Below are 19,095 nucleotides of genomic sequence, written 5' to 3' on the forward strand. Positions count from 1 at the left end.
GTGTTTACTTGACGTAGGTCAGCCAGTGTTCGTGTTCGGCATCCAGGCCCTTCACGATATTGAAGTACTTTTGCTGGATGGCTGCGGTGATCGGGCCGCGCGTGCCTTCGCCAATGGCACGGCGATCCAGTTCGCGGATCGGAGTGACTTCGGCGGCAGTACCGGTGAAGAAGGCTTCGTCGGCGCTGTAGACTTCGTCGCGGGTGATGCGTTTTTCAATGATTTCCAGGCCTTGCTCCTGGGCAATCTGCACCACGGTGTCGCGGGTGATGCCTTCCAGTGCGGAGGTCAGGTCCGGGGTATAGAGCTTGCCCTTGCGCACGATGAAGATGTTCTCGCCCGAGCCTTCTGCCACGAAACCGTCCACGTCCAGCAGCAGGGCTTCGTCATAGCCGTCTGCCGTGGCCTCGTTATTGGCGAGGATGGAGTTCATGTAGTTGCCGTTGGCCTTGGCCTTGCACATGGTGATGTTGACATGATGACGGGTGAAGGAGGATGTCTTCACGCGGATGCCTTTTTCCAGGCCTTCTTCACCCAGGTAGGCACCCCACGGCCATGCAGCCACGATGACTTGCACATCGTCCTTTTTCGGTGCCACGCCCAGTTTGCCCGAGCCGTAGAAGGCCATCGGGCGGAAGTAGCAGGAGGACAGCTTGTTGGCTTTCACCACGTCCAGATGGGCCTGGTTGATCTCGTCCTTGCTGAAGGGCAGGTTCATGCCCAGGATCTTGGCGGAGCGGAACAGGCGGTCGGTGTGATCCTGCAGGCGGAAAATGGCCGGGCCCTTGGGGGTTTCGTAAGCGCGCACGCCTTCAAACACGCCCATGCCGTAATGCAGGGTGTGGGTCAGTACGTGGGTGGTGGCATCGCGCCAGTCAACCAGTTTGCCGTCATACCAGATGAATCCGTCACGATCTGCCATCGACATCTTGGAGCTCTCCGTCATTGTGTTTTGTTAGCAGGCGATTATACCGCCAGTGTTGCCGTTGTGAACCGTCACCGGTGAAAAACCCGGTCAGGTCAGGCTGTCTGCGCCAAAAACCTGTAGCCACAGCGCCTGGGTTTGCTGGTAGTGCTGGCGCAGTGTGTCGTTGACTTCCACCTTGCTGCTCTCGTTCAGTCGTGCCGCATGCTGCAGTTTGCGGTAGTAGCGGTAGGCGCTGCGACCCTGTTCGGCCAGCGCGTGACTCACCAGCCCGGCCTCGGCCGCCACCGCCAGCAGGGCAATATTGCCGGTATTGCCGGTGAAGGCCGGTAGCTGGCGGGCATGGGCCAGAATCAGGTACTGCACGATGAATTCGATGTCGATGATGCCGCCGCGCGCATGTTTGACGTCGTGCTCGTGTGGCGGGTGGCTTTCCAGCATGCGCTGGCGCATGCCAAGCACTTCGCTGCGCAGGGTGTCCTGATCTCGCTGCAGGGTGAGTACATCGTGACGTATCGTTTCAAAACCCTTGCCGATGGTGCTGTCGCCGGCGACGTAACGGGCGCGGGTCAGTGCCTGGTGCTCCCATACCCAGGCTTGCTTTTCCTGATAGTTGCGGAAGGCCTGCAGCGAGCTGACCAGGAGGCCGCTGGCGCCATTGGGGCGCAGACGCAGGTCGATGTCGTACAGGATGCCGGCACTGGTGGCGCTGGTCAGCCAGGTGGACATCTTGCGTGCCAGCCGGGAGTAAAGCTCAGTGGCGTCCGGGTGTTCGTCATCGTAGAGGAAGATGATGTCCAGATCCGAGGCGTAGCCCAGCTCCTTGCCACCCAGCTTGCCGTAACCAATGATGGCAAAGCACGGTGTATCGGTATGGCGGCTGGGAATGTCGCGCCAGGCGTGGCGCAGCGTGGCATCCAGCACGGTGTCGGCCAACATGGACAGCTGGTCGGACAGGGCTTCCACGGTCCACATGCCGGCAATGTCCTGTGCCACCAGGCGGAAAGCCTGGGCGTGTTGGAAGTGGCGCAGGGTGTCCATCTTGGCTTCGATGTCGCCGTCGGATTGCTGCATTTGCTGCTCCAGCTGGGCCGCGAGCGTAGGCCAGTCGGGCGTCGCGTACAGCACGCGGGCATCCAGCAGTTCGTCCAGCAAGATGGGGTGGCGCGTCAGGTAGGTGGATACCCAGGCGCTGGCCGAGCACAAGGTGGCGAGCCGTTGCAGGGTTTGCGGGTATTCGGTGAGCAGGGCCAGGTAGGACGCGCGTCGACTGATGGCTTCCATCAGCCCGATGATGCGCGACAGGGTGGCTGCCGGATTGGGAAAGTGGGTGGATACCTCGATCAGGGGCGGCATCAGTGCATCGAATTTTTTGCGGCCCGCCAGTGGAATCTGTTGGTAGCGCTGGCTTTGTGCCAGTGCACGCAACTGCCCGGTGACGCCGGGCACATCGTCAAACCCCAGGGCGGTGAGCTGCGGGGAAGGGTCTTGTTCGCCAATGTCATTCCACAGGCAGGACAGCGGATGGTCCGGCGCGGTTTCGGTGGGCAGGATGAAAACCTGTTCGAAGTGACGCGTTACCTTGCGCCGTTCCGTGTTGAGTGCGTCCAGAAAGGCGGGCCAGTTTTGATAGCCCATGCTGTGGGCAATCTTGATCTGGTTTTCTTCGCTGGCGGGCAGGGTTTGGGTCTGCTGGTCGTCCAGGTATTGCAGACGGTGTTCCAGATTGCGCAGGAAGGCATAGGCTTCTTGCAGCTCGGCCACGGCGGCCGGTTCCAGCAGGCGCAATTCGGCCAGCCGGTCCAGCGTGGCGCGGGTGCTGCGCAGTTGCAGGGTTTTGTCGCGGCCGCCGCGAATCAGCTGGAACACCTGGGCGATGAATTCCACCTCGCGGATGCCGCCCGGCCCCAGCTTGATGTTGTCGGCCATGTCGCGCCGGGCTACTTCGCGGCGGATCTGGGCGTGCAGCTCGCGCATGGCACCGTAGGCGTTGTAATCCAGATACTTGCGATAGACAAAGGGACGCACCATGTCAGCGAGGCCGGCCACATCGCCGGTCAGTGCCTTGGCCTTGATCCAGGCGTAGCGCTCCCATTCCCGGCCCTGGGTGAGCAGGTAGTTTTCCAGCGCCGGAAAGCTCATCACCAGCGGGCCGGAATCGCCATACGGGCGCAGCCGCATGTCGACGCGGAATACCTGGCCGTCCAGAGTGACATCGTTGATCAGGCTGATGATGCGCTTGCCGACCTGACTGAAGTATTCGTGATTGCTGATCTTGCGCGGGCCACTGGTTTCGCCGCCTTCGGGGTAGATGAAGATCAGGTCGATGTCGGACGATACATTCAGCTCGCCACCACCCAGCTTGCCCATGCCGATGACGATGAGTTGCTGGACTTCCCCGCTGTCCTCGCCAGTGGGCTGGCCATATTGCGGCAAGGCGCGACAGGCTGAAGCCAGTGACTGCTGAACGGCAAATTCGGCCAGTTGGCTGATGGTGCTGACCACTTCGTCGAGGCTGGCCAGCCGGTTATGGTCCCGGGTGATCAGCCGGGCCATCACCGCCTGGCGCAGCCGTCGCAGGGCGGCGCTCATGTCTTCCGGGCTGTCCAGTGTGTCCCACGGTGCAAAGCCTGCCATTTCGGCAGTATCAAACGGATGCAGCAGGCGTGCTTGCAACAACGCCAGTTGCTCTGGCCGTGCCGTCAGCAGACGGTCCAGATAAAGTGAAAAGGCACGGCTCTGGGCAATGGCATGCTCCGGGTTTGCTGGCATAATGGCGCTGCACTCGCTGGTTGGTCCTGATAACACTTCATTGTATCGGTTTAGCTCATTTGGAAAAGCCCCTGTATCTGCTTGCCAGAATCCACGTCATCCGCTTGCTGCGCAGAGTCCTGCGCATCGCCGGCCTGTTGCTGGTGCTGGCAATCCTGATGATCGGCAGCGCATTTTCCGTGTTCAACTGGTGGTTTCTGCCCCGGCTGGAGCAGTTTCGCCCGCAGCTGGAACACCGCCTGTCCGAAGCCAGCGGGCGGCAGGTCAGCATTGCCGCCCTGTCCGGGCAGTGGCAGTGGCAGGACATGGCTCCGCAGCTGCAACTGGGCGGGCTGCGCATTGCCAACCCGGTGAGCGGCGATGCGCTGACCTTGCAACAGGTGACGGTGCTGCCTTCCTGGTTGTCGCTATTGTCCTGGCAACCACTGTTTTCCAGCATTGTGATCCAGGGGCCCAGTGTGGCGCTGGTGCGCAATGTCGATGGTCACATCCTGCTCAACGGTTTTGACTTGTCGGCCAGTCCGGCGCGGCCGGAAGCTGCCGGGAGCGAGCCCTCCGCCAACTGGCTGCTGCGCCAGCGCCGTATTGAAATCAGCCAGGCGCATATCAGCTGGGAAGACAAAATGTTCGGCCTGCCACGGCTGGACTTGCAAGGTGGCCAGCTGGTCCTGGGCAAGACTTTGCTGGGCCACCGCCTGACGCTGTCCGGCCGGCCGGTGGTGACGCTGGGCAAAGGCTTTGACATGGAATTGTCCTGGCGTGGCAATGATTTCAGCCAGTGGCGTGACTGGTCGGGTAATGCGCGGGTGCGGCTCAATGGCGCGCAGGCCGGCATGTTGTCGCGCTATATGGAAAAAGTCGGTCTGGTGAATCGTGGCGAGGGCAGTGGCACGCTGGAGGCTGATTTTTCCGACGGCCATATCAACAGCTTGCAGGCCGATGTCAGCATTCACAATGCCGCCTATACCCCGCGGGATGCCCACACCCTGGTTCTACCTGTGATCAGCGGCAAGTTGCAGCTGGAACGCTCGGCCAAGGGGGCGTATGTCATCAATGCGTCCAATCTGACCCTTGCCAGTTCCAGTGGGCTGGCTTTCGACAATTCCAGTATTCGTGGCGACTGGTTGCCGGGCGAGCAAGGGCATGGCCAGTTGACGCTGGATAATGTCAATGTGGCCCATCTGACGCCTTTTATCCGTGCGCTGGGTGGGGATGGCAATTCGCTGTTCTCCCGCTTTGCACCCAGCGGCCAGCTGAAAAACCTGTCGCTAGGCTGGACCGGGCCGCTGCAGTCGCCGCGTCAATATACGGTGGCCACCCGTTTTGATTCGCTGGCCTGGCAGGCCTTTGCCACGGTACCGGGTATCAGCGGTGTCAGTGGCTCACTGCGTTTTGGCGAGCAGGGCGGCAGCCTGCAACTGGATAGCCGTCATGCCACGCTGAATTATCCGGTGGTGTTTCCGCAGCTGCTGAATTTTGACCGGCTCAATGCCCGCGTGGACTGGAAAAACCAGGGCAAGCAAACCGATGTCGATTTTCAGGATGTCAGTTTTGCCAATGCCGACCTGACGGGGCGGTTTGGTGGCCATTATCACCACGGTGAAAGCGGCCCCGGCGTGGTGGACTTCACCGCCAGTGTGGATCAGGTGGCGGCTGAACGGGTGCCGGCCTATCTGCCGCATGCGGTGGGAGAGGATACCCTGCGCTGGCTAAAGCAGGCCTTGCTGGGTGGTACTGCGCGTGATGTGCGCATGATTCTGAAAGGCGATCTGGCCGACTTCCCCTTTTCCGGTGGCAAGGGCGGGCAGTTCAGCGTGGATGCCAAGGTGGAGCAGGGCAAGCTGCTGTATGAAAAAGGCTGGCCCACCATCGACAACATTCAGGCCGACCTGGGTTTCCATAACGAAAAAATGCTGATTGCCGCCCGTTCCGCCAGCACGCTGGGTGTGCCTTTGTCTGCCGTACAGGTTGGCATAGACAACCTGGGTGCCACCCAGCCTGTGCTGACGGTGCAAGGGCGGGCGCAAGGGCCGCTGGCCAGCATGTTGAAGTTCACTACTGCCAGTCCGGTGGACGGCTGGCTGGATGGCTTTACCGGCAATCTGCAAGCTGGTGGCAACGCTGCGCTCAATCTCAAGCTGGGTATTCCTCTCTCGGGCCATGAAACGCCCAAGGTGCGTGGCGACATCCTGCTGTCCGGCAATCAGCTGGGTTTCCGGACGCTGCCGATTCCGCCGCTGTCGCAGGCGCAAGGCACGCTGACCTTTACCGAACATGGAGTGGAATCCAGTGGCGTGGCATTCAAGGCGCTGGGTGGAGCCTTTGTATTGAAGGCAGCCAGTACAGCGGCCGGACGCATGAATTTTGATATCCGTGGCGAGGCCGACAGCAAGCAGGCGCTGGACCGCTATCTGCCGGTGCTGTCCCCTTACGTCAGTGGTCATGCGCCGTTCGGCATCCAGTTTGCCGTGCAAAAAGGGTTGGAGAACCTGACGGTGCAGTCCGGCTTGCAGGGCGTCAGCATTCTGGCCCCGGCTCCGGCAGGCAAACCGGCGGCGGACGTGCTGCCGTTGTCATTGCGGGTGACACCCGGCAAAACGGCACAACAGCCGGTACGGCTGGACCTGGATGTCGGCACCGTGGCCAGCGGCAGCCTGTTGCTGGATGAGCACGGCAATCTGAAAACCGGGGTAATTGCCTCCGGTCGCCCGGTGGGCAAGCAACCGGATGAAGGCTTGTTATTGCGTCTGGCTGCGCCGAAGGTGGATTTGCCCGCCTGGGTGGATGCCATTGCCGGGCCTTCCGGTTTGCATGGCAATGCGGCAACTGCGGGCAAGCCCTTGCAGATTGACCTGCCTTTGCAGATTGATCTGGAAACACCGCAGATGGACAGCTGGGCTGGCAGTCTGCACAAGGTGACGGCCAGCCTTGGCAACCGGCGGATTCGCCACGGCTGGTCGCTGGATGTGCGGGCGCATGAAATGAGTGGCAATATTGAATACTTGCCGGAAGGAAACGGCCTGCTGCGCGCCAATCTGGCATATGCGCTGCTCAATCCGCCGGAAAAAGGCAGTGCGGCGGAGGGCGACAACACGATGTCGGACAAGGGCGACTGGCCGGCACTGGATATCCATGTGGGCGATCTGGTGTACCAGAACCGCTCAGTGGGCAAGCTGGATGTGCGGGCGCGTCGCGAAGGGCGTGACTGGTTGCTCAATCCCTTGCGGCTGGATGCGGCCGAAGGCAGTTTGCAGGGCAGTGTCCGGGTGCGGCGCAGCGAGGATGGCAAGGAAGTGGATGCCCGTTACCGGGTAGACAGTACCGATGTAGGCAAACTGCTGGCCCGTGTGGGCTTGCAGGACACTTTCCGCAAGGGCGAGGGTACGCTTGCGGGCAATATGCGCTGGCCGGGCGGCTTGTTCGATCTCAGTGTCAAACAGCTGTCCGGGGACATGACCCTGTCTTTGAAGAACGGCCGCTTTGCCAAGGTGGACCCGGGTGCAGCCCGTCTGCTCGGGGTGTTGAGCCTGCAATCACTTACCCGCCGGGTGAAGCTGGATTTCACCGATGTGTTCAGTGACGGTTTTGCCTTTGACTCCATTACCGGCGATGCCCGTATCAGCAAGGGTGTATTCGTTTCTGATAATGTGCACCTGAAAGGGCCGGCAGCGGATGTCTTCCTCAGCGGGCAGGTGAACCTGGCCAGCGAAACCCAGGATGTCCACATCAAGGTACAGCCCCATCTGGCCGAGAGCGTGGCGCTGGCTGCGGGTGCAGCACTGCTCAACCCCGTGGTGGGTGTGGCAGCACTGGCGGCACAGAAAGTATTCCAAGATCCGGTCGGCAAGATTTTGTCGGTCGAGTACGACCTGACCGGTTCCTTTGCCAACCCCAAGGTGGAGAAACGGGCAGTGGAACCTTTGAGAAACAGCAAGCGGATCATCACGCCATGAAACAGAAATTTATAGCAGCTGCCGTGCAGATGGTGTCCGGTACCGATGTGGCAGCCAATCTGGCCCGTGCCGCAGCGCTGGTGGCCAAGGCCGCTGCCGCTGGAGCGGCTTTTGTGGTGCTGCCGGAATATTTTTGCCTGATGGGCAGAAAAGATGGCGACAAGGTAGCCATCTGCGAAGAAATGGGCAGTGGCCCCTTGCAGACTGCCCTGGCCGCGATGGCGCGTGACAACAAGGTGTGGCTGGCAGCCGGTACCATTCCGCTGCAGAGCCCCGAAGCAGGCAAGGTATTCAACACCACGCTGGTGTTCGACCCCGATGGCGTGGTGCAGGCCCGCTACGACAAGATCCATCTGTTTGGCTATACCGGTAATGGCGAGCGCTATTGCGAGTCGGACAGCATTGTTGCCGGACATGAGCCGGTAAAGGTGGATATCGGGCTGGCAGAAGTTGCCTGCGGCATTTGTTACGATTTGCGCTTTCCCGAGCTTTTCCGCAAGCTTGCGCCGTTTGACGTGATGATATTGCCCGCCGCCTTCACGGCCACCACCGGCGAAGCCCACTGGGAGGTGCTGATGCGAGCCCGTGCCATTGAAAACCAGTGCTTCGTGATTGCCTCCGGCCAGGGGGGGACCCACGAGAATGGCCGCAAGACCCATGGCCAATCCATGATTATCGATCCCTGGGGGCGCATTCTGGCGCAACAGGCCAGCGGCGAAGGTGTCGTGCTGGCCGAACTCGACCCCGCATTGCTGCAATCGGTGCGTAGCGGCTTGCCCGCGCTGGCGCACCGCGTGCTTTGACAGAAAGACCCACCATGCAAGACGCTTTCACCATTGCCGATCAACTGCTGCTCTCGCCTTTTGGCGTGGATGAGTCCGTGATCGAAAAAACCTTCTCCCGCATGCGCCAGCATGCCGTGGATTACGCCGACCTCTATTTCCAGTACACCCGCAGCGAGGGCTGGAGCCTGGAGGAGGGTATTGTCAAATCCGGCAGTTTCAGCATCGATCAGGGTGTGGGCGTGCGGGCGGTGGCAGGCGACAAGACAGCCTTTGCCTATTCCGATGATATCGGAGTGGATGCCATTACCCGCGCCGCTGATGCGGTCCGCGCCATCGGTCTGGCCGGTGGTGATGGCAGTGCAGGCCGCCAGTCGCCGCAGCGCGCGCGCGACCTTTATCCGGCCATCGACCCGTGTTACAGCCTGGAGGCCGCGGCCAAGGTGGCCTTGCTGGAAAAGGTTGAAAAACTGGCCCGCGCCATGGACCCGCGCGTGTTGCAGGTGATGGCCGGCGTCGCCTCGGAATACGATGTGGTGTACGTGGCCCGCCATGACGGCGTGCGTGCTGCTGATGTGCGTCCGCTGGTGCGGCTGTCGGTCCATGTGATCGTCGAGCACAACGGCCGGCGCGAGCAGGGTTCTGGCGGCGGCGGTGGCCGTTTCGACCTGACCCGCTTTGACGATGCACTGGTGGCGCAATATGTGCGTCAGGCGGTGGATCAGGCGCTGATCAATCTGGAGGCACGTCCGGCACCTGCCGGGCAAATGACCGTGGTGCTGGGCTCCGGCTGGCCTGGGGTGTTGCTGCATGAAGCCATTGGCCATGGCCTTGAGGGCGACTTCAACCGCAAGGGCACATCGGCATTCTCCGGCAAACTGGGCCAGCGCGTGGCTGCTCCGGGCGTGACGGTGGTGGATGACGGCACGCTGGATGGCCGTCGCGGTTCGCTGGCCATTGACGACGAAGGCAACCAGACCAACCGTACCGTGCTGATCGAGGACGGTATCCTCAAGGGCTATATGCAGGACGCCATGAATGCCCGGCTGATGCAGGTGGCGCCCACCGGTAATGGCCGGCGTGAGTCCTATGCGCATATCCCGATGCCGCGCATGACCAACACCTACATGCTGGGTGGCCAGCATGACCCGGCAGAGATCATCGCCTCGGTGAAGGACGGCCTGTATGCCGCCAATTTTGGTGGTGGTCAGGTGGACATCACCAGCGGCAAGTTCGTGTTTTCCGCTTCGGAAGCCTGGCGTATCGAAAACGGCAAGCTTACCTATCCGGTCAAGGGCGCTACGCTGATCGGTAACGGGCCGGATGTGCTGGGCCATGTTTCCATGATCGGTAACGACATGGCGCTGGATCAGGGTGTGGGCGTCTGCGGCAAGGAAGGTCAGAGCGTGCCGGTGGGCGTGGGGCAGCCCACCTTGCGCATTGATGGCGGCCTGACAGTGGGCGGAACGGCGGGCTGAGCGGAATTTTTCTGTCATGAGGCACAGTAAGGCCGTACAGGCCTGCGTTTGCCTGTTGCGGCTGCTGACTGGCTTGTGCGCCAGCGGCGTTGCCCTGGGCCAGGATTTTGTCGTCGCTGTCGAGGAGTCGGACAACCATCCCTTTGAGTATGTGCAGGGGGATGGCAAGGCCCATGGTGGCTTTCATCTGGAAGAAATCGACCAGGTGGCCACACGGCTGGGCTGGCATGTGATTTACAAGCCCATGCCCTGGCAACGCGCCTTGCGCAGCTTGCAGTTGGGGCAGGTGGATGCGCTGAGTTATCTGGCCCGCACGGCGGAGCGTGAACGCTACGCGGTGTTCCTGCCGGCAGCCATCCAGCACCGGCAATATGCGGGCCTGTTTGTCCGTCGCAACCAGCAGCAGCGCTTTCCCGACAGCCATGACCCCTGCCGTTATGCCGGGTTTCGCATGGCCGCGGCCAGCAATTATTTCTATGGGCAGACCGTGCAGGATGCCATGCAGAAGTGCTGGAAGATCGACATGGATGCCAGCTCCAAGGAAGAATTGTTTTCCAAGCTGCTGGCCGGGCGCATCGACATCGCCGTGGCTTATGGTACTTCACTGCAGTCGCTGGAAGTGGCCATACCGGGCTTGTCCTCCCAGGTGGTGGCCCTGCGTCAGCCGCACTGGCTGATCGGGGATTTCTATCTTGGTTTTTCCCGCAAGGCCATGCCGACCGGGCGGATAGACGCTTATGTGGATGCGCTGCGCCGTTACCGCCAGAGTGCTGCTTACCAGCAACTGGTGCAGAAATACAATATGAAATCCTTTCTGCCCTGAACCTGCTTCAGGCTTTCCGGGCAGTTGCCGGGCGGGCTGGCAGCCCGCTGCGTGCGGTGTTTGATTCTGAATTTTTCCGGGGGGTGCATGGTCAGGCTGGAGGATGTGCAGATTCTGCTGCAAACCGCGCAGCTGGGCAGCCTGTCTGCCGCTGCGCGCGCGCTGGATATCAGCCCGGCGGTGGCCAGTGCAGCACTCAAGCGTCTGGAGCAGGAACTGGGCTGTCGTCTGTTGGTGCGCTCCACCCGCAGCCTGCGGCTGACTGCTGACGGAGAGCGTTATCTGGCACATGCCACGGTGGCGCTGGAAGCCTTGCAGGCGGGTGCCCAGGCATTGGCTGCCGGCAGGGAGGCGCTGCAAGGGCTGCTCAGCCTGTCCATGCCATCCGATATTGGCCGGCAACGGCTGCGCCCGTGGCTGGATGAATTTCTGGCCGAGCACCCTGCCGTACGCTTGCAACTGCATATCAGTGACCGGCTGGCCGATTTGTACCGCATGCCGGTGGATCTGGCCTTGCGCTATGGCGTACCTGAAGATTCCAGTCTGGTGGCACTACCCTTGCTGCCGGATAACCGTCGCGTGCTGTGTGCTGCTCCGGACTACCTGGCCCGTCATGGCCATCCGCTCAAACCAGAAGACCTGTCCGCCCATGCCTGCCTGCGTTTCGTGCTGGGTGATGCCTTGCACGAGCGCTGGCGCTTTGGCCATCAGGGGGAGTGGGTCAGTGTGCCGGTGGATGGACGGTTCAAGAGCGACGACGGGGAAATCGTGCGTCGTTGGGCACTGGCCGGGCTTGGTATTGCCTACAAGTCCAGACTGGATGTGATGGACGATCTGCGGGCCGGCACCTTGCAGGCCTTGCTGCCGGAATACCAGACCGAGCGGGCTCCCCTCTATCTGGTATGCCCGCACCGGATGATGCTGTCGCCGCTGGTGGTGCGCCTGCGCGAATTCCTGCAGCAGCGCCTGCAACACCATGTCGCGGCGCTGCCGTAAGGCCGCTTAGCCCTGGGTGCTGATCAGGCTGCCTACCGAAGATGCATACTGGTTGGTCTGGCTGTTTTGCAGGTTTTGCAGCAGTGCACTCAGGAAAGACTGCAGATTGGCCGAGGTGCTGCTGCCGGAGGTGCTGGAGTCGCTGGCGCTGGTACTGCTGCTGCCTTGTACGCTGGAGAGCAGATTGTTGAAGTCGTTCTGCAGGGTGCTCAAGGTACCGGAATTGCTGGACGTGCCACTGGAAAGCTGCTGAATCAGGCTTTGCAGCTGGCTTTCGGCATTGCCATAGCTTGAGGTACTGCTGTCACTGCTGCTATCGCTATTGCTGCTGGACTTCAACGCGGCAAACAGGTCGTGCATGAAAGTGTGCATGGCCTGTCTGGGGTTTTGCGTGCTGCCCGTGCTGCTGACGCTGTCGTCGTCCCCATCGTCATCCGGCGGTGGCGGCGGAGGGGCTTGCAGGCTGGCAAGTGCGCTATTGCTGTTGCTATTCGTGTTGCTGCTGCTGGCACTGCTGCTGGTCGGCGCTTGCAGGGTGATGCCCAGTTGGCTTAATGCCTGCTCCACGCTTTGCATGAAGGCGTCGTTACCGCTGCCACGGTGTTTGCCATGGTGACGGGTTTCGCCGGTGCCGGAGGTACTGCCGGAGGACTGGCTGCTGGTGAGTCCGTAAATGGAAGTGCTGCTGCTGATGCCCGAGATGCTCATGATGATGGCTCCTGATCCGAGTGCGTGAGCGGTGCGCTGTCGCCAGTCATGCCCAATGGCTGCAGGCGGGCGCGATGCCGGGTAACAGGCAAGTTCCAGGCCAGTAAATAACGGTAAAGACGTAAATAAATGTTAGGAAATGTTAGCGAATGTGGGGGCGTGCGGAAAAGCGCCGGCATTCTGCTAAGGTTGCGCCTGATTGCGCTGTTTTCCTGGTGGTAGTGGCGGAAATAATTGCCGCCACCGCCTGGGCAGCGTGCTGCAGAGATGACCGGAATCCATGGCTTACAGTGACTTGCCGGCGTTTTTGTCCGGCAGGCAGGCAAATTCTGCCGCTGCAAAGGGTGGTAGCCGCCGCAGATGAGAGAGGGACCCGGGCAGGGCAAGCAAGCGGCTACCGTCATGCATGATGCGCGCTTGTTCTGTTAATAACGGTTAGCCCGGCGTAAAGCGCCATCAAGCGGTGTAAATGGCGGTAAAACTTCACCCGCGCCGTGTCGTGATGTGGATCATGTCTGCCGAAAGCCTCCGGGAGAGGGGGGCGACAGAATAATCAGGATGGAAAATGCGAATACTGCTGGTGGATGACGATATTGAGTTGGCCGACATGCTGGGTAGCTATCTGGAGCGTGAGGCGTGTGAGGTGCACAAGGTGAGCGATGGCACCAGTGCCGTGGTGCAGGCGCTGTCAGGGCAGTTTGACCTGATGGTGCTGGACGTGATGATGCCCGGCATCAGCGGCGTGGAGGTGCTGCGCCGGGTGCGCGAGCACAGCATGCTGCCCATCCTGATGCTCACCGCCCGTGGCGACGACACCGACCGGGTGCTGGGCCTGGAATTGGGCGCAGATGACTATGTCCCCAAGCCCTGCACACCGCGCGAACTGCTGGCCCGCATACGTGCCATCCTGCGCCGCATCGGCAATCAGGCACAGCCTGCGCACGAAATAGACATGCTGCGTGAAGGCCCCCTCACCATGTGGCCGGGCGAGCGCCGGGCGCAATGGGGTGACACCGTGCTGGAACTCACCAGCACCGAATACAGCTTGCTGGAGTTGCTGGTGCGCAATGCCGGCCAGCCGGTCGGCAAGGATATCCTGTCCAAGCAGGCCTTGGGACGGCCGCTGGCACGCTTCGACCGCAGTGTCGACGTGCACATGAGCAGCATTCGCCAGAAGCTGGCGCGGGTTGCGCCGGGCCGTATCTGCATCCAGACCGTGGTCCGCCGCGGTTACCAGTTCATCAAGGCCTGAGATGGGACGCTTGTTCTGGAAGTTGTTCCTCATACTATGGCTGGCGCAAATCTGCACCGTGGTCGGCGTGGGGGCGGTTTTCTGGTTCAAGCATCGCAGCGAAACGGCGGCGGCCATTGAACAGCATCACCCGATGGACGGGACGGTGCTGGACATGGCCGCCGCCTTGCTGCGTCATGAAGGCCCTGCCGGCTTGCGCCAGCAGCTGGAGGGCATGAAATCGCGTGGCCGTGATTATCTGTACATTCTGGATGATCAGGGGCATGAATTGCTGGGGCGCGCCGCGCCTGGGCCGGAACTGTTCAATCATCGTCCGGCAAGGGAAGTCAGCCTGGCCGATGGCACGCACTACCGGCTGGTGTTGTTGCCACCGGGGCCGCCGCCTGAAGGCCGTCCCGGCCAGCCACCTGGCATGCCGGGACGGCCACCGGAAGAGCCTGGTCCAGTGCCATTGGTACCGATTTTCGCAGCCTTGCTGGCCAGTTTGCTGTTTGGTGCCATTCTGGCGCGTTATCTGTCCAAGCCGATTCACCTGATGAGTGAAGCGTTCCAGTCGGTGGCCAAGGGCGAGATGGATGTCAATCTGGCAGGCAAGATGGGGGGGCGGCGTGACGAGCTGGCCGATCTGGGCCGTGATTTTGACAGTCTGGCCAAGCGGCTCAAGCAGCTGATCATCGGTCAGCGTCGCCTGTTTCATGATGTTTCGCACGAATTGCGCTCGCCGCTGGCCAGGCTGAATGCCGCCATTGATCTGGCGCGCCAGCAGCCGGATCAACTGGAAACATGGCTGGGGCGCATCGAGCGCGAATCCGGCCGCATGGATACCCTGGTGGGCGAGGTGCTGGCATTGGCCAGGCTGGATGCCGAGGGCGCGCAGCACCCGCCGGAACGGTTGCCGCTCGACTTTGTGCTGGAAGAATTGATTCCGGATGCCGAGTTCGAGGCGCAGGCCAACGATTGCAGCATCGTGCTGCTGCAAAGTGATATGGCCGAGGTGATGATGCAGCCGGAATTGCTGTCCCGTGCGCTGGAGAATGTCATCCGCAACGCCATTCACCATACGCGCAAGGGTAGTGCGGTGTCGCTGGCGGTGAGACGGACAGAAAACGAGGTCAGCATTGAGGTGAGTGACTGTGGCCCTGGTGTGCCGGAGCACGAACTGGAAACCATCTTCGAGCCTTTTTTCCGCAGCGAGCAAAACAGTCAGCCGGGAGGCTACGGCCTGGGCCTGGCCATGGCGCAACGTATCGTGCACACCCATCAGGGCAGGATTCTCGCCAGTAATCTGCCGCAGGGCGGGCTGTGTGTCAGCATCACCCTGCCGCTGGCAGTAGCGGACTGTTAGGTCCGCTACCTGTTGCGGATCAGCCTTTGGAGCGGAGTCCGCCGGAGTTGCCCAGTTCGCTCAGCAAACGGCTGGTGGTCTGGCCGCTGAGGCGGAAGGGGTCCAGCACCGGGCTGGATGAATGCCGCAGCAGCAAGGCGGCATTTTTCTTGTCCAGCGGTGCCTGAGCCATCGACCAGCAGGCAAATTCGCGCTGGTCGATTTCTTCGTAGGTCAGCAGCGTAACATCGTGATGCCGGTTGTCGCGGCAAATATGCTGGTACAGGGCGTTCACTTCGGCACGCCCGCCTTCCAGTGCCTGTACGAACACACCGTCCCCATAACACAGCACACCGGTAATGCCGCGTTCGGTATTGTGCTGGTGTGCAGCATCCAGAATCTGTCGTACCAGTTCACTGGTGATGGGGGTGGCACTGCGGCTGGCATAAATCAGGCGAACGAGCATGTCAGTTTCCTCTGTGCATCAGCGACAGGAATTCCCGGCGCAGATTGGCGTCGCGCAGGAAGGAGCCGCGCATCACGCTGTTGGTCATCTTGGAGTTGTTGTCCTTCACGCCACGCCAGTGCATGCAGAAGTGATCCGCTTCCATGACAATGGCCAGGCCATCCGGTTGCAGCTTGTCCATCAGCAGGTCGGCAATCTGCATCACTGCTTCTTCCTGGATTTGCGGGCGGGTCATCACCCAGTCAATCAGGCGGGCGTATTTGGACAGGCCGATCAGATTGGAGTGTTCGTTCGGCATCACCCCCACCCATACCCGGCCCATGATGGGGCACAGGTGATGCGAGCAGGCACTGCGCACGGTGATGGGGCCGACAATCATCAGCTCGTTGAGCTGTTCGATATTCGGGAATTCGGTATTGGGCGGGCTGGCCACATAGCGACCGCGAAACACTTCACGCACGAACATCTTGGCCACGCGACGGGCGGTGTCCTGCGTGTTGTGGTCGTTTACCGTGTCAATTACCAGGCTTTCCAGCACGCCCTGCATTTTCTCTGCCACTTCCTGTTGCAGCAGGTCCAGCTCATCGTCCTTGATGAAGTCGGCAATATTGTCGTTGGCGTGAAAGCGCACGCCGGCATTCTGCAAACGATAGCGTATGCGGGAAGAAACGCTGTCTGGGGTGTTGGCGTTGGAATCCGTTTTGCTCATGGTGGCTTTGGCCTTTATCTTAGATGGCTGGCACGGTCCCGGTACCGACTGTGGTAGTCGGATGGGCCCGGCACCAGCCGCTGTTAATCCGTGATGTATGTGGCAAACGGCGCAGGTTTGCTGCCGGTGATCTTCCTTGGTCATGCATGGTAATGCGCAGCAAGGGCAGGGAAAAGGAAAACCGGAATCAGCATAGTCAAATGGAGACGTAGACGTCACCTTTCAAGGCTTGCTGGCGGTTTTCTGTTGCCGGTACAGGCAGGGCTGGCCGGAAGCCTCCAGCACATCCTGGCAGGGCTGGCGCTTGCTCTTGATCTTCAGTGCGCGGCAGGCGTAAGGAAAGCGGACATCATGGCTGATATGGTAGTGCTGGCAATCCAGGCAATGGACGCGTTTGCTTGCTGAATCTGCTGTCAGGGGCATGGCATGGCCTGCACGTGGCATGTGTTGTACGGATTGTGCCCGCATGCCGTCTGAATGTGAATATTTGTTTTAAATGCTGCTGTCAGCTGTCATTTTTGGTATAAAGCTGGATTGTATCCTGCTTCGGCGGCGTCCCGTGCCACCAGGGCGGCAGATGTTGGCACACTAATCCATTTGATGACTATCGACCCCACACTGGTGCTGGCACCGATCTTCCTGACCACCGAATTGCTGAGCATGGCGCTGTGCATGGCGTTTGCTTCGCTGCGGCGTAGCGGCCTGCCCGGGGTCTGGCAGTGGCTGGTGGCCAATTGTGCGGTTGTCATCTATCTGCCTTTGCTTGGCTTGCGCGGCATGGTGCCAGACAGCATTTCCATTGTAGTGGCCAATGGCGTTCAGGCCTTGTCCCTGGCCATGTACTATGCCGGCTGCGCCTCTTTCCTGGGGCGGCCGCCGCGCTGGCGCCTGTTGCTTGGCGGGGCGATTCTGCAAGTGCTGGGTGTGACTTACTGGCGCTATGCCCAGGATAGCTTGCCGATGCGGGTAATGGCCATTTCCATTTATGCCGCGTTGGTGTGCCTGGCAACGGCATGGTTGATGGTGTCGCATTATCGCGGTCACCGCCGCAGTGTCCATTATCGTTTGCTCACTGGCCTGTCCTGCCTGCTGGCGGTGACGCAGGTCGTGCGTGCCATCTATTTTTACCAACTGCATCCGGTGCCTACCAGCATCATGCTGGCCAGTGGCTGGAACATCATCCTGCTGTGCCTGGGAGCCGCCATCATGCCGGCCCTGTCCATGGCGGCGGTGTTGATGCTGCATGAGTCGCTGCAAACGCAAGCCGAAGATGCGGCCAATCGTGATTTCATGACCGGTGCGCTGTCACGCAAGCATCTGTTTACCACCGGTCAGCAATTGATCCTGCAAGCAGCGGCTAGCCGCCGGCCACTGGTGTTGCTGCTGATCGACCTGGACCACTTCAAGAGCATCAATGACACCTTTGGCCATGCTGCAGGTGACGAAGTGCTGTGTGCTTTTGCCGAGATGGTGCGCGGACACTTGCGCAGCCATGATGCACTGGGACGGCTGGGGGGGGAGGAGTTTGCCGTCCTGCTGCCGGATACTCCAATTGAAGCTGCCTGGCTGGTTGCAGAGCGGCTGCGTCTGCATGCCCAGCAGCGGCCGGTGAGCAGCCGGTTTGGTGAGTGTCGCTACAGCATCAGTATCGGTGTGGCTGTCTGGCAGGGGGGCGAAAGCTTCGATCAGCTATGCCGCCGGGCCGACCAGGCGCTTTATCAAGCCAAAAACACCGGTCGCAACCGGGTGCAAATCAGCCAGAGCGCTGTTTCAAACACGGCGCTGGCCTGACTAGGCTCTCAATCGGCAGGCTTGAAGCTCAGGCAAACTGAGTTGATGCAGTAACGTTCACCGGTGGGTTCCGGTCCGTCCGGGAATACATGGCCCAGGTGGGCGTCGCAGTTGGCGCAGCGCACTTCCACCCGGATCATGCCGTGCGAGGTGTCGCGCAGGCGCTTGATGCGTTCGCCGGCAGCTTCCGCCCAGAAACTGGGCCAGCCGCAGCCTGCATCAAACTTGGTATCCGAGTGAAACAGCAGGCTGCCACAGCAAATGCAATGGTAATCGCCGCGCTCGGTGCGCAGGTAATGTTCGCCGCTGAACGGGCGTTCGGTGCCGCCCTGACGGGCAACGCGGTATTGTTCCGGGCTGAGCCGGGCGCGCCAGTCGGCGTCGCTGATGGAGCTTGGCTTGTCCATGATCATTCCTCGGGTGGTTTTTGTATTTGTCGCGGCTGGAGGGGCAATCTGTCAGTGCCGGGCTTACAGCTCGTCCAGACTGCTGTCCAGATGGGACTGGTCTGCCCATTTTTCAATTTCCCACTCGCCGTCCCGATAGCGAATCCAGTTGAGTGCGGCATTCGGAATGGGAAAGTCGCGGGCGCCGCTCAGGCCCTTGCCGCTGGCGGTACGGTGCACCATTTCCAGCACGCCGCCATGGCTTACTACCAGAATCTGCTTTCCCGCATAGTGTTCCGCCAGTTGCTGCATGTATTGCATGATGCGCTGCTGAAAGCCGTGCAGGCTTTCACCACCTTGCAGGTCGAAGTGGACATCCCGCTCCTGATGCAGCCGGTAGACGTGGGGGATGTGCTGTCGTGCTTCTTCGAAAGTATGTCCCTGAAAAGCACCGTAATGCCGTTCTTTCAGTGCGGCATGGGTTTGCAATGGCAGGCCGAGCCGACGGCTGATGGCGCTGGCGGTCTGGCGGGCGCGGGTGAGTTCGCTGACATGCAGCGCACTGAATTCCAGCTGTTGCTGCGCCAGTGCGTGGGCCAGCTGTTCGGCCTGCTGCAGGCCGCGGGAATTGAGCGGGATATCCAGATGGCCTTGCAGGCGGCGCTCGCGGTTCCAGTCGGTTTCACCGTGGCGGATCAGGCAAAAGCGGGTGGTGGGCATGTGGGTGTCC

The 19,095-nt window shown here is 60.9% G+C and carries 15 protein-coding genes and 1 pseudogene; 8 read left to right on the plus strand and 8 right to left on the minus strand.

Annotated features, from left to right (window positions below; genetic code table 11):
- Positions 1 to 4: 4 nt before the first annotated feature.
- Complete coding sequence (locus tag DKK66_RS15110) at positions 5 to 928, minus strand: branched-chain amino acid transaminase (RefSeq protein WP_082086304.1); 924 nt, start codon at positions 926 to 928, stop codon at positions 5 to 7.
- 87 nt (positions 929 to 1,015) lie between these two features.
- Complete coding sequence (gene glnE / locus DKK66_RS15115; RefSeq protein ID WP_131359423.1) at positions 1,016 to 3,697, minus strand: bifunctional [glutamate--ammonia ligase]-adenylyl-L-tyrosine phosphorylase/[glutamate--ammonia-ligase] adenylyltransferase; 2,682 nt, start codon at positions 3,695 to 3,697, stop codon at positions 1,016 to 1,018.
- Positions 3,698 to 3,756: 59 nt separating this feature from the next.
- Here glnE and DKK66_RS15120 point away from each other — a divergent pair, with 59 nt between their 5' ends.
- From DKK66_RS15120 to DKK66_RS15140, 5 genes and pseudogenes are all read left to right on the plus strand, one after another.
- Positions 3,757 to 7,650, plus strand: a complete 3,894-nt coding sequence (locus tag DKK66_RS15120) for a YhdP family protein (RefSeq protein ID WP_131359425.1) — start codon at positions 3,757 to 3,759, stop codon at positions 7,648 to 7,650.
- Positions 7,647 to 8,453, plus strand: a complete 807-nt coding sequence (locus tag DKK66_RS15125; protein WP_131359427.1) for a carbon-nitrogen hydrolase family protein — start codon at positions 7,647 to 7,649, stop codon at positions 8,451 to 8,453. Before DKK66_RS15120 ends, DKK66_RS15125 begins: the two co-directional genes overlap by 4 nt.
- Positions 8,454 to 8,551: 98 nt before the next feature.
- Positions 8,552 to 9,910, plus strand: a pseudogene (tldD, locus tag DKK66_RS15130) (metalloprotease TldD); the annotation flags it as partial.
- A gap of 16 nt (positions 9,911 to 9,926) precedes the next feature.
- Positions 9,927 to 10,733: an ABC transporter substrate-binding protein gene (locus tag DKK66_RS15135; RefSeq protein ID WP_131359431.1), complete on the plus strand. Its 807-nt coding sequence runs from the start codon at positions 9,927 to 9,929 to the stop codon at positions 10,731 to 10,733.
- Positions 10,734 to 10,820: 87 nt separating this feature from the next.
- On the plus strand, positions 10,821 to 11,729 hold the full coding sequence (locus DKK66_RS15140; RefSeq protein ID WP_062789238.1) for a LysR family transcriptional regulator: 909 nt from the start codon (positions 10,821 to 10,823) through the stop codon (positions 11,727 to 11,729).
- A 6-nt stretch (positions 11,730 to 11,735) separates the two neighbouring features.
- Here DKK66_RS15140 and DKK66_RS15145 read toward each other — a convergent pair whose 3' ends face one another.
- Positions 11,736 to 12,437, minus strand: a complete 702-nt coding sequence (locus tag DKK66_RS15145; protein ID WP_131359433.1) for a cellulose 1,4-beta-cellobiosidase — start codon at positions 12,435 to 12,437, stop codon at positions 11,736 to 11,738.
- A 565-nt stretch (positions 12,438 to 13,002) separates the two neighbouring features.
- Here DKK66_RS15145 and DKK66_RS15150 point away from each other — a divergent pair.
- Both DKK66_RS15150 and DKK66_RS20360 read left to right on the plus strand, forming a co-directional pair.
- Positions 13,003 to 13,689, plus strand: a complete 687-nt coding sequence (locus DKK66_RS15150) for a response regulator transcription factor (RefSeq protein ID WP_045845086.1) — start codon at positions 13,003 to 13,005, stop codon at positions 13,687 to 13,689.
- 1 nt (position 13,690) lies between these two features.
- Positions 13,691 to 15,034 carry an ATP-binding protein gene (locus DKK66_RS20360; protein WP_131359435.1) on the plus strand — a complete coding sequence of 448 codons (1,344 nt, stop codon included), beginning with the start codon at positions 13,691 to 13,693 and terminating at the stop codon, positions 15,032 to 15,034.
- Between the two features lie 19 nt (positions 15,035 to 15,053).
- On the opposite strand, the gene DKK66_RS15160 is transcribed toward DKK66_RS20360, so the two are convergent.
- The 3 genes from DKK66_RS15160 to DKK66_RS15170 all read right to left on the minus strand — a co-directional run bounded on the left by DKK66_RS15160 (position 15,054) and on the right by DKK66_RS15170 (position 16,611).
- Positions 15,054 to 15,479 carry a BLUF domain-containing protein gene (locus tag DKK66_RS15160; RefSeq protein ID WP_131359437.1) on the minus strand — a complete coding sequence of 142 codons (426 nt, stop codon included), beginning with the start codon at positions 15,477 to 15,479 and terminating at the stop codon, positions 15,054 to 15,056.
- 1 nt (position 15,480) lies between these two features.
- A complete protein-coding gene (gene folE / locus DKK66_RS15165) occupies positions 15,481 to 16,188 on the minus strand; it encodes a GTP cyclohydrolase I (protein ID WP_045845083.1) in 708 nt (235 codons plus the stop codon).
- Between the two features lie 222 nt (positions 16,189 to 16,410).
- Positions 16,411 to 16,611 carry a hypothetical protein gene (locus tag DKK66_RS15170; protein WP_131359439.1) on the minus strand — a complete coding sequence of 67 codons (201 nt, stop codon included), beginning with the start codon at positions 16,609 to 16,611 and terminating at the stop codon, positions 16,411 to 16,413.
- Between the two features lie 177 nt (positions 16,612 to 16,788).
- Between DKK66_RS15170 and DKK66_RS15175 the strand changes: the two genes are divergently transcribed.
- The gene (locus tag DKK66_RS15175; RefSeq protein ID WP_131359441.1) at positions 16,789 to 17,979 is read left to right on the plus strand and encodes a GGDEF domain-containing protein; all 1,191 of its coding nucleotides are present in this window, start codon (positions 16,789 to 16,791) and stop codon (positions 17,977 to 17,979) included.
- A gap of 8 nt (positions 17,980 to 17,987) precedes the next feature.
- Here the strand turns inward: DKK66_RS15175 and msrB are convergent, their stop codons facing one another.
- Together msrB and DKK66_RS15185 are read right to left on the minus strand one after the other, a co-directional pair.
- Positions 17,988 to 18,386 carry a peptide-methionine (R)-S-oxide reductase MsrB gene (gene msrB / locus DKK66_RS15180; protein ID WP_370302583.1) on the minus strand — a complete coding sequence of 133 codons (399 nt, stop codon included), beginning with the start codon at positions 18,384 to 18,386 and terminating at the stop codon, positions 17,988 to 17,990.
- Positions 18,387 to 18,449: 63 nt separating this feature from the next.
- Complete coding sequence (locus DKK66_RS15185) at positions 18,450 to 19,085, minus strand: histidine phosphatase family protein (protein ID WP_131359445.1); 636 nt, start codon at positions 19,083 to 19,085, stop codon at positions 18,450 to 18,452.
- Between the last annotated feature and the right edge of the window lie 10 nt (positions 19,086 to 19,095).

This window comes from Aquitalea sp. USM4 (genome assembly GCF_004328945.1).
Taxonomy (GTDB): domain Bacteria; phylum Pseudomonadota; class Gammaproteobacteria; order Burkholderiales; family Chromobacteriaceae; genus Aquitalea; species Aquitalea pelogenes.